Source organism: Streptomyces sp. NPDC041713 (genome assembly GCF_055591085.1).
The window spans coordinates 99,007-113,798 of sequence record NZ_JBVIZY010000012.1; the positions used below are offsets into that span (position 1 = coordinate 99,007).

Sequence of the window (14,792 nt, forward strand, 5' to 3'; positions counted from 1 at the left end):
AACTGAGGACAGGGCGGGGAGGCTGGGGCGGGGTCAGCCGAGGGACGCGTACAGGCCGGGGCGGCGGTCGCGGAGGTAGGGGTTGTTCTCGCGGGAGGCCGCCAGGAAATGGGGGTCGACGTCGCCGAACACGAGCTCCTCGCCGCGGCCGGCGCGGGCGCGCGCCACGCCGTCGGGCCCGGCGAGCGTGGAGAGCCCGACGAACTCGAACTCGCCCTCGGGGCCGACCCGGTTGACGTACGCGACGTACATCTGGCTCTCGAAGGCGCGGACCGGCACGACGGACTCGGCGACGAACTGGAAGGGGTGCATCTGCGCGGTGGGGACCACGAGCAGGTCGGTGCCCGCGAGGGCGTGCGCGCGGACGTTCTCCGGGAACTCCACGTCGTAGCAGATCATGAGGCCGACCCGGATGCCCCCCAACTCGGCCTGCACGACAGTCTGTTCACCGGGGGTGAAGGCGTCGCGCTCGAAGCCGCCGAAGAGGTGGGTCTTGCGGTAGTTGGCGAGGGTGGCCCCGTCCGGGCCGATCAGCTGGACGGAGTTGAAGACGCGATCGCCCTCGCGCTCCGGGTAGCCGTAGGCGACGCCGACCCCGTGGCGCGCGGCGATCTCGGCGGCGGCCTCGGCGGAGGCCCCGTCGACGGGCTCGGCGAGCCGGGCGATGTCGTCGCCGATCGCGTACCCGGTGAGGAACAGCTCGGGCGCCACGAGCAGGCCCGCGCCCGCCGCGGCGGCACGTCGGGCGGCTGCGTCCAGCGACGCGAGGTTCTCGTCGACGGACCCGAGCCGCCCGGAGCTCTGGAGCAGGGCGGTGCGCAGCGCAGGCATGGCGGATCCTCAAGGCGTACGGAGGGGGAAGCGGGGTCGCTATGACGGTACGGTCGGCGGCCTTGCCCCGACAAGGCGTGACCGTTGCGGGCTGCCGGGCGATCTGTTGCGCGTGCGGCGCCCGGGACGGCGATTCGTTGCGCGGCGGGCACGGCGTCGGCGCCGTCGCGGCGTCCACCGCTGGGCTGAGGGGGTCGGGGGTGTTCCCCGCCGCACGGCGGAGGCGGAACCTCCCCTGGTCCGACGTGCCGGGGCCCCCTCTCGCGAGACCGTGATCCCGCCCGGAAGGACCGGGTGAACGGCATCCCGGACGGAGGCTCCCCGTGAGCCGCAACGCACGCATCCGCATCACCGACCGCCGCGTCATCGCCCTCGGCATGGCCCTGCTGATCTGCGCAGGAGCCGCAGGGGCGACGGTGGCGGCGGCCGACGCGGGGACTCCCCCGCTCCCCCGTGAGACGGCGAAGGCCGAGGCCGCCGCCCTCACCGGAAGCGCGAAGCTCTACCGCAAGACCGCGGAGGACGTGACCTTCACCTTCGACGCGCACCTGGCGGCGAAGGACAAGAAGGACCCGACGAAGGCGACCGGCACCTTCCGCTTCGTCCACCTGGACGAGCCGGGTGGCAAGGGGGCCTGGGCGGAGGGCCGAGTCGACTGTCTGGTGACGGGCGGCAAGGTGGCCACGGTCACCGGCGTCGTCACCGCCAGCGGCAGCGACATCGGCATGCCGGACATCAAGGGCAAGCGGATCGGCTTCACGGTCCACGACACGGGCGGCCAGGACCGCGTCGGCTACAGCTGGGCGGCCCACGGCGGCACCCCCGACCAGCCCGACACCCTGGCGAAGTGCGCGAGCGCGGCCCCCTTCGAAAAGGTCCGCGCGGGCACAGGCGACTACCACGTAATCCCGTGGAAGGTCCCCTACCCGACCCACCCCTAACCCGCGCCGCGCCAGAACCCCAGGGGCGCGAGGAACGGCGCGACCAGCCACAAGCCGGCCCGCACCCAAAAGGAAGGGCGAAACCCACCACCACCCCAGGGGCGCGGGGAACTGCGCAACCAGCCACAACCGGCCCGCACGAGAAAGGAGGGCGAAACCCACCACCCCAGGGGCGCGGGGAACTGCGCGACAAACCCAAGACGCCCCGCACCCAAAACGGAAAGCGAACCCACCCAAGGGGCGCGGGGAACGGCGCAAAAAACCGCACCCAGCCGAAGGCCTACGTCGGGGACCCCGAAGAAAACCTCCGCATGAGCGGCGAAAGCACCAGCACGGACTTCGTCCGCTCCACGAACGGCTCCCCGGCGATCCGCTCGAGCACCCGCTCGAAATGCCGCATGTCCGCGGCGAAGACCTGGACGATCGCGTCCGCGTCCCCCGTGACGGTGGACGCGGACGACACCTCGGGATACCGCTCGAGGCCCCGCTGGATCGCCTCCGGCGAGGTGTTCCTGCGGCAGTAGATCTCGATGAACCCCTCGGTCTCCCACCCCAGGGCCGCCGGGTCCACCCGTACGGTGAACCCGGTGATGGCCCCGGTGGCCCGCAGCCGGTCCACGCGCCGCTTCACGGCGGGCGCGGAGAGTCCGACCAGCTGGCCGATGTCGGCGTAGGAACGGCGGGCGTCCTCGGCGAGGGCGTGCACGATGCGTTCGTCGAGATCGTTCAGTCGCACGGGGGGTGGATCACTTCTCTGCTGTGGCCAATCGGGAGCGGCTCATGCCGTACAGGAAGTAGAACACGAGGCCGACGGCCATCCAGACACCGAACACGACCCAGGTGACGGAGTCGAGGCTGAACATGTTGTACGCGCAGAACCCGAAGCCGAGCACCGGGAAGAGGAAGCCGAGCGGCACCCGGAAGGTGCGCGGCATGTCCGGACGGGTCCGGCGCAGCACGATCACCGCGATGTTGACCAGGCCGAAGGCGAAGAGCGTGCCGATGCTGGTGGCGTCGACGAGCTTGCCGAGCGGGATGACGGAGGCCAGCGCGCCGCAGAACAGCGAGACGATGACCGTGTTCACGCGGGGCGTCCCGGTGCTCTTGCTGACCTTGCCGAACGCCTTGGGGACCAGGCCGTCGCGGGACATGGCGAACAGGACGCGGGTCTGGCCGTAGAGCACGGTGAGGACGACGGAGGCGATGGAGATGACCGCGCCGGCGGCGAGGATCGTGCCCCACACGCTCTGCCCGGTGACGTCGTTCATGATCGCGGCGAGCGTGGCCTCGGAACCCTCGAAGTCCTTCCAGTTCCACGCGCCGACGGCGACGGCCGCGACCAGGACGTAGAGCGCCGTGACGATGATCAGCGAGAGCATGATCGCGCGCGGCAGGTCGCGCTGCGGGTTCTTCGCCTCCTCACCGGCGGTGGAGGCGGCGTCGAAGCCGATGTAGGAGAAGAAGAGGCTCGCTCCCGCGGCGCTGACGCCGGCCATGCCGAGCGGCATGAAGTCGGAGTAGTTGCCGGACTTGAAGCCCATGAAGCCGATGGTGCAGAAGAGCACCAGGGCGACGATCTTCACGACGACCATGATCGTGTTGGCGCGCGCCGACTCCTTGGCGCCGCCGAGCAGGAAGACCATGGCGAGCAGTACGACGATGAGGCCCGGCAGGTTGATGATGGCGCCGCTCGCCTCACCGGGCGCCGCGGAGAGCGCGTCGGGGATGGTGACGCCGATGGTTCCGTCGAGCAGTTCGTTGAGGTACTCGCCCCAGCCGACCGCGACCGCGGCGACCGACACGCCGTACTCCAGGACCAGGCACCAGCCGCACACCCAGGCGATGAGTTCGCCCATCGTTGCGTACGCGTACGAGTAGGAGGAGCCGGCGACCGGGATGGAGCCCGCCAGTTCGGCGTAGGAGAGGGCCGAGAAGAGGGCGGTGAGTCCGGCGATCACGAAGGAGATCGTGACGGCGGGACCGGCCTTGGGGACGCTTTCGCCGAGGACGACGAAAATGCCGGTGCCGAGCGTGGCACCGATGCTGATCATGGTCAGCTGCCACATGCCGAGGGTGCGTCGCAGTGAGCCACCCTCGCCGTGGCCACCCTCCGCGACCAGGCTTTCGACCGGCTTGCGCCGCATGAGGCGGCTGCCGAGGCCGGGGGCGCCCGGCGGGCTTGGGCGGTTCTGCGGGGGTGCGCCTTGGTCGAGCACGCGCTGGCTCCTTCATCGCTGCCGGTCAGGGCGGCGAGGACTCATGGCACCCGCGCTAGGAGACGGGAACCACCGAGCAGGCAGTCCCCGCCACACCACGTACAGCGCAGACTCTAGAGTCCGCGCCTTCCCGACCGTAATGCAGCAACCTTGCGCAACGCCAGATGATCATTGCGCACTTCGGTCATACACGTCACTTCGTTGCGCCGTCCGTTTCGTCCGTTGCGCACGACGGGTCCGAACAACAGTGGCCGCCGCCGCACAGCCCCCGTGGGGAACTGCGCGGCGGCGGCCAAAATCCGCGCCACCGGACGGGATTACTGCCAGCTGGCGTGCAGCGGCTTGCCCTCGGCGTACCCCGCGGCGCTCTGCACGCCGACGGTCGCCTTCTCGGCGAACTCCTCCAGGGAGGCCGCGCCCGCGTACGTGCAGGACGAGCGGACGCCCGCGATGATCGAGTCGATCAGGTCCTCGACGCCCGGACGGGTCGGGTCGAGGAACATCCGGGAGGTGGAGATGCCCTCCTCGAAGAGCGCCTTGCGGGCGCGGTCGTACGCCGACTCCTCGCTGGTGCGGTTGCGCACCGCGCGGGCCGACGCCATGCCGAACGACTCCTTGTAGAGGCGGCCGCTGGCGTCCTGCTGGAGGTCGCCCGGGGACTCGTACGTGCCCGCGAACCAGGACCCGATCATGACGTTCGACGCGCCGGCGGCCAGCGCCATGGCGACGTCGCGCGGGTGGCGCACACCACCGTCGGCCCAGACGTGCTTGCCGAACTTCTTGGCCTCGGCGGCGCATTCGAGCACCGCGGAGAACTGCGGGCGGCCGACGCCGGTCATCATGCGCGTGGTGCACATGGCGCCGGGGCCCACGCCGACCTTGATGATGTCCGCGCCGGCCTCGATGAGGTCGCGCACGCCCTCGGCGGCGACGATGTTGCCCGCGACGATCGGGACCTGCGGGTCGAGACCGCGCACGGCCTTGACCGCGGCGATCATCGACTCCTGGTGGCCGTGCGCGGTGTCCACGACGAGCGTGTCGACGCCCGCGTCGAGGAGCTGCTTGGCCTTGCCCGCCACGTCGCCGTTGATGCCGACGGCGGCGGCGATGCGCAGGCCGCCCTTGGCGTCGACGGCGGGGCTGTAGAGGGTGGCGCGCAGGGCGCCGGTGCGGGTGAGGATGCCGGCGAGGCGGCCGTCCTTGTCCACGGCGGGGGCGTACCGCCGGTTGGCGTGGTCCAGCTTGTTGAACGCGTCGCGCGGGTCGATGTCGGCGTCCAGGAGCAGCAGGTCGCGGGACATGACCTCGGAGAGCTGCGTGAAGCGGTCCACGCCGCTCAGGTCGGTGTCGGTGACGACGCCCACGGGCTTCTGGTCGCCGTCGACGACGACGCCGGCGTTGTGCGCGCGCTTGGGCAGCAGCGCGAGGGCGTCGGCGACGGTCTGGGTGGGGGCCAGGACGATCGGGGTGTCCAGGACGTGGTGGCGCGTCTTGACCCAGGAGACGACCTCGGTGACGACCTCGATCGGGATGTCCTGGGGGATGACGACCATCCCGCCGCGGCGGGCGACGGTCTCGGCCATGCGCCGGCCGGCGATCGCGGTCATGTTGGCGACGACCAGCGGGATCGTGGTGCCGGTGCCGTCGGGCGAGGAGAGGTCCACGCCCTGGCGGGAGCCGACGGCGGAGCGCCTCGGGACCATGAAGACGTCGTCGTACGTCAGGTCGTACGCAGGCTGGATGTCATTGAGGAAGCGCACGTGCTGCTCATCCCAGTCGATCAGAGGTGGCCCCCGGACAGTTAGGCCGAGGGAAAAGCACGTACTTCATTCTCCCATGCCGCCGGGGTTGTGCCGCCTGGGACGATCACCCAGGCGGGCGACGGGGGCGGTGGTGGAATCGTCCAAGCCGACGACTGAAGCGGAACACTCGGTTCAGGGCCCGCGACGCTCCGTGGCGAGACGGTCGACGCGGTCGGGCGGTCACGTGACTGCCGGGGCCGAGCGGCTACGGGGCGGCGGGCCCGAGCGCGAGCACGATCTCCAGCCCCGTCTCCGCCCCGCGCCAGTGCTCGACGGCCGCCGAGAACACCTCCTGCGCGATCCCCCACTCCTCCGGTGCCGCCCGCGCGTACTCCTGCCACCCGGAGACGACGAGCAGCCGCCCCCGCGCGCGGGGTGCCCACGACAGGTCGGTGAGGCAGTCGGCGAGGGCGTCCCAGTTGCGCCCGAACCAGTCGGGGAGCCCCAGGCCGCGGGCGCAGCGCTCCATGAAGGCGGCCTTGTCCGTCACGCCGTCCAGGGAGAGCGTCGCGGTGGTCCAGCCGGCGCCGCGTGCGGCATCGAGCACGGGCGCGAGCGGGCCGGGCCCGCTGTCGGTTCCACCGGGCATTACCTCAGCACCGCCTTGAAGGACGCGTAGTGGTCATCGGTGTAGTAGATCTCGCCGCCGCCCCCGGTGACGATCCGCCGGGCCCCGCGGTCGCGCTCGCCCGGCGTGCGGACGGTGTACTCGTGGTAGTAACCGCGTTCGCGCCGCGGCAGTTCCCGCTCGAAGTTGCCGAAGACGGTGCCGTCCTTCTCGTACGGGAAGGGGCCTCCGTCATCGATGCGCTGGAGCGTGCGCCGCGCCTCGGCGGGCAGACGGCCGGCCTGCACGGTGGCCATGCCGTGCGCCCAGCCGGGGGCGTCCCGTCCGGTGTCACCCGAGGAGCACCCGGCCACCAGGACACCGAGACAGAGCAGCAGCACCCCCAGCACGCGGGGAACAACCCGGTTCACCATGTCTCAGACCCTGCCACGGCGCCCCTTAAGGGGCGCGGGGAACTGCGCGAACAACCCCCACCGTCCCGCGGGGACTCAGCTGCCGTCCGGGTCGGCCCGGTTCAACGCGGGACGAGGCGTGGGCCCCGCCACAAGAAGCTGGTCGGCGGCTGCCGTGTCCGTCACCAGACTGGTGACGAGCCCGGACCGCAGCACCGCGTCGATCGCCGCGGCCTTCCGCTGCCCGCCCGCGATGGCCACGACTTCCGGAATCCGCCGAAGCCGGTCCGTCTCGACGGTGATGCACCGCTCCCCCAGGTCCCGCCCCACCCGACGCCCCTCGGCGTCGAACAGGTGGGCCGACATCTCCGCCGCCACTCCCAGCGAGGCGTAGTGCGCCCGCTCCTCGTCGCTGAGCATGTCGTGGACCGTGGAGATGCCCGGCTCCCAGGAGCCGATGGAGACGCAGGCGACCGTGACCTTGTCGAAGTACTCGAAGGCGCGGGCGATCCCGGTCTGGTTGCGCAGCGCCGCGGCCGTGGCGGGGTCGGGCAGCAGCATCGGCGCGTAGATGGGATGGGCCTCGCCGCCGGAGACCTGGGCGGCGCGGCGGACCGCCTCGACCGAGCCGCGCTCCGCGGTCCCCGCGTCGTACACGCCGGTGAGCTGCACGACGGTGCACGGCGGCAGCTGGTCGAGCGCGGCCGCCATGTGGATGGTGGAGCGCCCCCAGGCGAGGCCGAGCACGTCGCCCTCGTTGACCAGCTCGCCGAGCAGGTCCGCCGCGACCTCGCCGAGGTTCTCCGGGTCGGGGGACTCGTCGATCTCGTCGGCGGGCGCCGGCGACTCCACCACGACGGCGTGCCGCAGCCCGTAGCGGGCGCGCAGCGCGTCCGAGCGCTCCGCGTCCAGCTCTGCGGGCACCCGGATCTCGATGCGCACGAGATCCCGCTCCAGGGCGGTCTCCAGGACCCGGGCCACCTTGAAGCGGCTGACGCCGAACTCCTCGGCGATCTGGATCTTGGACTTGCCCTCGAGGTAGAAGCGGCGGGCCATGGCCGCCGCCTGCACCAGCTCCGCGGGTCCCATCCGCATGGCTGACCGACCCGCCGACATGGCCGACACGGCGCTCTCCTCACTGCTGTTCACAAACTGGGTTCGCCGTTCATCCTTGCAGATCCGGCCTTGTTGCTCAGTCCTGAAGGACTGCGTTCACGTTCCCTTGGCTCAGTGGCCGCACGCCCAGGCGCTTGACGCCGTCTTTGCCTCGGCTTGGGTGCGCAATGAACGTACCGCGTCCGCCGGATCCTTGGCGCCGTAGACGGCGGAGCCCGCGACGAACACGTCGGCGCCCGCCTCGGCGCAGCGTTCGATCGTCTCGGCCGAGACGCCGCCGTCGACCTGCAGCCACATCTCCAGGCCGTGCTTGCCGATCAGGTCACGGGTGCGGCGGATCTTGGGCAGCATGATGTCCAGGAAGGCCTGGCCGCCGAAGCCGGGCTCGACTGTCATGATCAGCAGCATGTCGAGCTCGGGGAGCAGGTCCTCGTACGGCTCGATGGGCGTCGCCGGCTTCAGCGCCATGGAGGCGCGGGCACCCTTGGCGCGGATCTCGCGGGCGAGCCGGACCGGCGCGGCGGCGGCCTCCGCGTGGAAGGTGACGGATCCCGCGCCCGCCTCGACGTACTGCGGGGCCCAGCGATCGGGATCCTCGATCATCAGGTGGCAGTCCAGCGGCGTGTCCGTCGCACGGGCGAGGGACTCTACGATCGGCACCCCGAGCGTGAGGTTCGGGACGAAGTGGTTGTCCATCACGTCGACGTGGAGCCAGTCGGCGCCCTCGACGGCCTGTGCCTCTTCGGCAAGACGGGCGAAGTCCGCGGACAGGATGCTGGGATTGATCTGCACGGCCATGCCCCAAGCCTGCCATGTCCGAGGCAGGTTGCTGACCGCAGTCCACCGCCTGGGCACAGCGGCTCCCGCGGCCGCGCCCGGGGTGCCATGCTGGACGGCTCAACGGCACCGCGCACGGCGAGCGGGGGGAAGCCATGGCGGATGTGGCGGACGTACGACGGCGGAAGCGGCGCGGGGTGGCATGGCTGGTGTGCGGGCGGCGCACCAAGTGGCTGGTGGTGCTGTTCTGGCTGGTGGTGCTGATCGTCGCGGCGCCGCTGGCCCAGAAGCTCGCCGACGCCCAGGAGAACGACGCGGAGTCCTGGCTGCCCGGCTCCGCGGAGTCGACCCAAGTCCTGGACATCTCCGCCGAGTTCAGGCCCGAGGCGATCCCCGCCATCGTGGTGTACGCCCGCGAGGGCGGCCTCACCGGAGCGGACCGCGCCCGGATCGCCGAGGACGTGCGCGAGGCGAAGGCGCTGCGCGCGCACGGGATCCGCGGCGCCGAGACCCGCGGCCCGCTCTACGACGAGAAGGCCGGCGCCGAGGCGGCACAGGTGTCCGTCCCGATCACCATGGACGCCGAGGGCTGGGAGCGCATCGGTCCCGCCGTCGACGCCGTCCGGGAGCGGGTGGGTGAGGGCGGCGGGGGCCTGGCCGTGCACGTCACCGGGCCGGGCGGCACCGCCGCCGACTCCGCCGAGGCGTTCGAGGGGATCGACTCCACGCTGCTCCTGTCGGCGGCGGGCATCGTCGTGGTGATCCTGCTGTTCACCTACCGCAGTCCGACGCTGCTGTTCGCCCCACTGCTCGCGGTGATCACCGCGCTCTTCACCGCCCAGGCCCTCGTCTATCTGCACGCCACGCACGCCGATCTGACCGTCAACGGCCAGAGCGCGGGCATCCTCACCGTCCTCGTCTTCGGCGCGGGGACCGACTACGCCCTGCTCCTCGTCGCTCGCTGTCGCGAAGAGCTGCGCCGTCACGAGGACCGCCACGAGGCGATGGCCCGTGCCCTGCACCGGGCCGGACCCGCGGTCCTCGCCTCGGGCGCGACCGTCGTCCTGAGCATGCTGGTGCTGCTGGCCGCCGAGATGAACTCGACGCGGGGCCTCGGCCCGGTCGCCGCCATCGGCGTCGCCGTCGGCCTCGTCGCGATGCTGACGCTCTTCCCGGCCCTCCTGGTGATCTTCGGCCGGTGGTTCTTCTGGCCGCTGGTCCCCCACCCGGGCTCCCCCGAGCCGACCGAGCGCGGCCTGTGGGCCCGTACGGGCCGGCGCATCGCCCGCCGCCCGCGGCTGATCTGGGCCACCACGGCGGCGGTGCTCGCCCTGCTCTCGCTGGGCCTGCTGCAGCTGCGCGCCGAGGGGCTCGGCAACGCCGACTCGTTCACCGACAAGCCGGACTCGATCACCGGCCAGGAGGTGCTCGCGCGGCACTTCCCCGCGGGCTCCGGCGACCCCCTGGTGATCGTGACGGACCGGGCGCGCGGCGACCGCGTCGGCGAGGCCGTCGCGGACACCCGGGGCGTGCAGCCCGGCAGCGTCGGCGTACCACCGGGGACCAGGGCCGAGCACGAGGGGCGGGTACTGCTGGAGGCGACGCCCACGGACCCGCCGGACAGCGCGGCCGCCAAGCGGACGGTGGAACGGGTCCGCGCGACGGTGCACGCCGTGCCCGACGCGAACGCAAAGGTGGGCGGCGGCACCGCGGCCCTGCTCGACATGGACCACGCCACGGCCCACGACAACAAGCTGGTCATCCCGCTCGTGCTGCTCGTGGTCCTGCTGATCCTCGGCGTCCTGCTGCGGGCGGTCCTCGCCCCGCTCCTGCTGATCGCGACGGTGGTGCTGTCCTTCGCGACGGCGCTCGGCCTCAGCGCGCTGGCCTTCCGCCACCTCTTCGACTACGCGGGCGAGCCGACCGACTTCCCGCTCTTCGTCTTCGTCTTCCTGGTGGCGCTCGGCATCGACTACAACATCTTCCTGTCGACCCGCATCCGCGAGGAGGCGGCCCGCCAGGGCACGCGCGCGGGCGTCCTGACGGGCCTCGCGGCGACCGGCGCGGTGACCACCTCGGCGGGCCTGGTCCTCGCGGGCACCTTCGCGGCGCTCGGCACGCTCCCGATGGTGGCGTTCGCCGAGATCGGCTTCGCGGTCGCCCTCGGCGTCCTGCTCGACACGTTCGTCGTACGGTCGATCCTGGTCACGTCACTGTTCCTGGACGTGGGCCCGAGGGTGTGGTGGCCGCATGCGCTGGCGCGACGGCCCGAGGAACACCGGCCGGCCCCGGACCGCCCCTGACGAGACTGACCGCCGGCCGTCGGACGGCCGTCAGGCGGTCCGACGGATCAGCGCCAGATACATCGCGTCCGTCCCGTGCAGATGCGGCCACAGCTGTACGTCGGGGCCGTCGCCCAGCGCCGGGACGCCGGCCAACAGCGGGCGCGCGTCGATGAGTTCGGTCCCGCCGGTCTGCTTGAGGACGTCGTCCACGACGGCCCGCGTCTCGGCCAGGTGCGGCGAGCAGGTCGCGTAGCCGACCACGCCGCCGACCCGCACCGACTCCAACGCCGCGCGCAGCAGCGCCCGTTGCAGCGGCCCGAAACCCTCCAGGTCCTGCGGGCGGCGGCGCCAGCGGGCCTCGGGGCGGCGGCGCAACGCGCCGAGTCCCGTGCAGGGCACGTCCATCAGGACGCGGTCGAAGGTGCCGGGGCGCCACGGCGGGCGGGTGCCGTCGGCCGTGATCACCTGATACGGGCCGGGGTTCCCGGCGAGCGCCTGCGCGACCAGTCCCGCCCGGTGCGGCTGCTTCTCGGCGGCGAGCAGCGTGGCGCCGCGCTGGGCGGCGAGCCCGGCGAGCAGCGCCGCCTTGCCGCCGGGGCCCGCGCAGCCGTCGAGCCACTTCTCGTCGGGACCCTCCAGCGGGGCGTTGGCGAGCGCGAGCGCGACCAGCTGGCTGCCCTCGTCCTGCACGCCCGCGCGGCCCTCGCGCACGGCCTCCAGGGAGCCCGGCTCCCCGCCCTCGCTGAGCCGCACCGCGTACGGCGACCAGCGGCCCGGCAGCGCGGAGTCCTCGCCCACGGATTCGAGGAGTTCGTCGGCCGTGGCGCGGCCGGGGCGTGCCACCAGCGTCACCTCGGGCCGTTCGTTGTCGGCCTCGAGGAGGTCCTCGATGCCGGCGCGGCCGCCGCCGAGCGAGTCCCACAGCGCCGAGACGACCCAGCGGGGGTGCGAGTGGACGACGGCGAGGTGGTCCTCGGGGTCCTCGTCGTACGGGGGCGCGATCCGCTCCACCCAGGTGTCGAGGTCGTCCTGGGAGACCTTGCGCAGCACGGCGTTGACGAACTTGGCCCGTCCGTCGCCGAGCACCACGCGCGCCAGCTCCACCGAGGCGGAGACGGCGGCGTGCGTGGGGATGCGGGTGCCGAGCAGCTGGTGCACGCCCAGGTTGAGCACGTCGAGGACCGGCGGGTCGACCTCGCGCAGCGGCCGGTCGATGCAGGCCGCGACGACGGCGTCGTAGGTGCCCTGGCGGCGCAGCGTGCCGTAGACCAGCTCGGTGGCGAGCGCCGCGTCCCGCGCGTCGAAGTTCTCGTCCTTCTCGCGGGCCTTGCGCAGCAGCGGGGGCAGGACGAGGTTGGCGTACGCGTCGCGCTCGTCCACCGCCCGCAGCGCCTCGAAGGCGAGGAAGCGGACGGGGTCCTTCTGCGGGCGGCGGTAAGGCTTTTTGGACTTCGCCGGCTTGCCTCCCGGCTTGCCCGGCTTGCCTCCGGGGTTGCCCGGCTTGCCTCCCGGCTTGTCGGGACGCCGGTTCGGCTGGTCGTTCACAAGGTGCTCCGCTGCTGGTGTGGGTCGAACCCGCCTAGCCTACGACGCCGGCGCCCACCCGCTCGCCGGGGGCGATGCGCACCCCGCGCGCCCAGTCCGCGCCGCGCATCGGCTTCTTGCCCTGCGGCTGGACCCAGAGCAGCTCGACGGCGTGCGATCCGGAACCGACGTACACGTTGTTCTTGGCGGCGGACAGCTCGCCGGGCGCGAGGTCGGTGCGGTCCTGCACGAGCGCGGCCTGGATGATCTTCAGGCGTTCGCCGCGGAAGACGGTCCAGGCGCCGGGGGCGGGCGTGCAGCCGCGCACCACGCGGTCCACGCGCAGGGCCGGGGCGGCCCAGTCCACCTCGGCGTCCTCGACGTTGATCTTCGGCGCGAGGGTGACCCCGTCGGCCGGCTGGGGCACGGCCTGCAGGCTGCCGTCCTCGATGCCGTCCATGGTCGCGACGAGCAGCCCGGCGCCCGCGAAGGCGAGCCGGGTGAGCAGGTCGCCGCTGGTGTCGGTGGGGCGGACCGCCTCCGTCACCGTCCCGTACACCGGCCCGGAGTCGAGCCCCTGCTCGATCAGGAAGGTGGAGGCGCCGGTGATCTCGTCGCCCGCCATCACCGCGTGCTGCACCGGGGCCGCGCCGCGCCAGGCCGGGAGCAGCGAGAAGTGCAGGTTGACCCAGCCGCGGGCCGGGACGTCCAGGGTGACCTTGGGCAGCAGCGCGCCGTAGGCCACGACGGGGCAGCAGTCGGGCCCGATCTCGCGCAGCCGGGCCAGGAACTCCTCGTCACGCGGCTTCGCGGGCTTCAGCACCTCGATGCCGGCCTCCGCGGCCCGCTCGGCGACCGGGCTGGCGACGAGCCTGCGGCCCCGCCCCGCGGGCGCGTCCGGCCGGGTCACGACGGCGGCCACCTCGTGCCGGTCGGAGGCGATCAGGGCGTCGAGGGCGGGGACGGCGACCTCGGGAGTGCCTGCGAAGACGAGCTTCACTCGGGGGTACCTCGGATCTCTGGTCAAGGGAGGAGCGACGGCCAAGGACCGGCGGGGACGGCGGCGCCGCCTCGCCGGGCACCGACGGCGGCGCACCAGTCTATGGGCCGCCCCGCGGGGCCGCCCGGGACGGTCCTTTCCGAGGACGGAGGTTGACGGCGTCGGGGGCGTACGAAATGGCGCGCGCCCTGTGCATATGCGCATACGCCCCTGCACCGTGACCCCACACGAACTAGCGCGTTGGTCAAGAAAGAGTTGACCACCCTGGGCCGCCGAGGCGGCCCGATCCTTTTCAACGCCGGTTCGAGAGGCTTGTTCATGGCCGACCACGCAACCCACGACGCCCAGGCACGGGCCAGCCTGCACCTCCTGGTGCGGGACATCGAGCGGGTCCGCCGGCAGGTGGACGCACTGCGTACGCTCACCGCCCAGCTCGGCAACGTCTACCGTCCGCGCCGCTCCAGCCCGTCCGCGGGCTTCGTCGTGTACGGACGGGCTCCCGCCCCGACCGTCCGCCTCGCCCAGGAATTGCGGGACAGCGTCGAGACGCTGGTCACCGCCGCGGTGGACTTCGACCGCTCGCTCGGGTTCTCGTGGGACGCGGTGGGCTCGGCGCTCGGCGTCACCAAGCAGGCGGTCCACCGCCGTTACGGCGCGCGCCGGGCCACCACGCAGGCGGCGGCAGAGGCGGAGCGCGCCACGGAGACGCCGACGCCGGGTCCGGTCGTGCCGTCCCCCGCCGCGGCGGGCGCCACGGCCACCGCCACGGCCACGGCCACGCGGCCGCTTCCGGTCGGGGTCCCCCTGCCGTCCGTCCCCGCCGCCCGCGCGATGCCGACCCAGCCCACCGCGGGCAGCCCCGTGCTCCGCGAGGACCCCAGGCCCACCGCCTTCCCGGGCCCCCGCAACGGCTGACGCCCCCCAATCGCTGCCCCCTCGTCCCCCGCCAGGGAGGAGGGGGCAGCTCCGTGTTCCGCGACGGGGCAGCTCCGTGTTCCGGTGGCGTAGGTACAGGGCGCGGGGTGGGGCGGGGCCGGGCGAGCCGGGTTGGGCGGCGGCGGAGCTGACATGTCGCCACCGAACTCCGCCCGGCCGGGGCCGCGTCAGCCGAACCCCGCCCGGTCAGGCTCGCGTCAGCCGAACCCCAACCGGCCAGACCCACGTCAGTCCAACCCCGCCCGACCAGGCCCGCTTCAGCCAGAACCTCCCGGCGAGGCCCGCCTCAGCCAAACCCTCCCGGCGAGACCCGCCTCAGCCAAACCCTCCCGGCGAGACCCGCCTCAGCCAAACCCTCCCGGCGAGACCCGCCTCAGCCAAACCCTCCCGGCGAGACCCGCCTC

General features: G+C 72.8%; 13 protein-coding genes. 3 read left to right on the plus strand and 10 right to left on the minus strand.

The genetic code is table 11. From position 1 onward, the window contains the following. Positions 1 to 33: 33 nt before the first annotated feature. Positions 34 to 831: a carbon-nitrogen hydrolase family protein gene (locus ACZ6CV_RS30135; RefSeq protein WP_469254104.1), complete on the minus strand. Its 798-nt coding sequence runs from the start codon at positions 829 to 831 to the stop codon at positions 34 to 36. A gap of 377 nt (positions 832 to 1,208) precedes the next feature. On the opposite strand from ACZ6CV_RS30135, the gene ACZ6CV_RS30140 reads away from it, so the two are divergent. After that, positions 1,209 to 1,772, plus strand: a complete 564-nt coding sequence (locus tag ACZ6CV_RS30140) for a Repetin (protein ID WP_469254208.1) — start codon at positions 1,209 to 1,211, stop codon at positions 1,770 to 1,772. A gap of 280 nt (positions 1,773 to 2,052) precedes the next feature. Here ACZ6CV_RS30140 and ACZ6CV_RS30145 read toward each other — a convergent pair whose 3' ends face one another. From ACZ6CV_RS30145 to rpe, 7 genes are all read right to left on the minus strand, one after another. Next, positions 2,053 to 2,508, minus strand: coding sequence for an Lrp/AsnC family transcriptional regulator (locus tag ACZ6CV_RS30145; RefSeq protein WP_355818903.1), 456 nt, complete (start codon positions 2,506 to 2,508; stop codon positions 2,053 to 2,055). A 10-nt stretch (positions 2,509 to 2,518) separates the two neighbouring features. After that, positions 2,519 to 3,988, minus strand: coding sequence for an amino acid permease (locus ACZ6CV_RS30150; RefSeq protein ID WP_469254105.1), 1,470 nt, complete (start codon positions 3,986 to 3,988; stop codon positions 2,519 to 2,521). Between the two features lie 317 nt (positions 3,989 to 4,305). Then, the gene (locus ACZ6CV_RS30155; RefSeq protein ID WP_362371690.1) at positions 4,306 to 5,748 is read right to left on the minus strand and encodes a GuaB1 family IMP dehydrogenase-related protein; all 1,443 of its coding nucleotides are present in this window, start codon (positions 5,746 to 5,748) and stop codon (positions 4,306 to 4,308) included. Positions 5,749 to 5,995: 247 nt separating this feature from the next. Continuing rightward, the gene (locus tag ACZ6CV_RS30160) at positions 5,996 to 6,379 is read right to left on the minus strand and encodes a barstar family protein (protein ID WP_469254106.1); all 384 of its coding nucleotides are present in this window, start codon (positions 6,377 to 6,379) and stop codon (positions 5,996 to 5,998) included. Next, on the minus strand, positions 6,379 to 6,771 hold the full coding sequence (locus ACZ6CV_RS30165; protein WP_469254108.1) for a guanyl-specific ribonuclease: 393 nt from the start codon (positions 6,769 to 6,771) through the stop codon (positions 6,379 to 6,381). Before ACZ6CV_RS30165 ends, ACZ6CV_RS30160 begins: the two co-directional genes overlap by 1 nt. A gap of 75 nt (positions 6,772 to 6,846) precedes the next feature. Beyond that, entirely contained in the window at positions 6,847 to 7,899 is a 1,053-nt protein-coding gene (locus ACZ6CV_RS30170) for a sugar-binding transcriptional regulator (protein ID WP_355818917.1), read from the minus strand. A gap of 78 nt (positions 7,900 to 7,977) precedes the next feature. After that, positions 7,978 to 8,664 carry a ribulose-phosphate 3-epimerase gene (gene rpe / locus ACZ6CV_RS30175; protein ID WP_358713822.1) on the minus strand — a complete coding sequence of 229 codons (687 nt, stop codon included), beginning with the start codon at positions 8,662 to 8,664 and terminating at the stop codon, positions 7,978 to 7,980. 134 nt (positions 8,665 to 8,798) lie between these two features. Here rpe and ACZ6CV_RS30180 point away from each other — a divergent pair, with 134 nt between their 5' ends. Next, complete coding sequence (locus ACZ6CV_RS30180) at positions 8,799 to 10,946, plus strand: MMPL family transporter (protein ID WP_469254110.1); 2,148 nt, start codon at positions 8,799 to 8,801, stop codon at positions 10,944 to 10,946. Positions 10,947 to 10,976: 30 nt separating this feature from the next. On the opposite strand, the gene ACZ6CV_RS30185 is transcribed toward ACZ6CV_RS30180, so the two are convergent. Then, positions 10,977 to 12,473: an RsmB/NOP family class I SAM-dependent RNA methyltransferase gene (locus ACZ6CV_RS30185; RefSeq protein WP_469254112.1), complete on the minus strand. Its 1,497-nt coding sequence runs from the start codon at positions 12,471 to 12,473 to the stop codon at positions 10,977 to 10,979. Between the two features lie 34 nt (positions 12,474 to 12,507). After that, positions 12,508 to 13,452 (minus strand): methionyl-tRNA formyltransferase, encoded by a 945-nt coding sequence (fmt, locus tag ACZ6CV_RS30190; protein WP_469254114.1) that lies wholly within the window; start codon positions 13,450 to 13,452, stop codon positions 12,508 to 12,510. Between the two features lie 318 nt (positions 13,453 to 13,770). Here fmt and ACZ6CV_RS30195 point away from each other — a divergent pair, with 318 nt between their 5' ends. Next, entirely contained in the window at positions 13,771 to 14,367 is a 597-nt protein-coding gene (locus tag ACZ6CV_RS30195) for a hypothetical protein (RefSeq protein WP_469254115.1), read from the plus strand. Positions 14,368 to 14,792 lie beyond the last annotated feature (425 nt).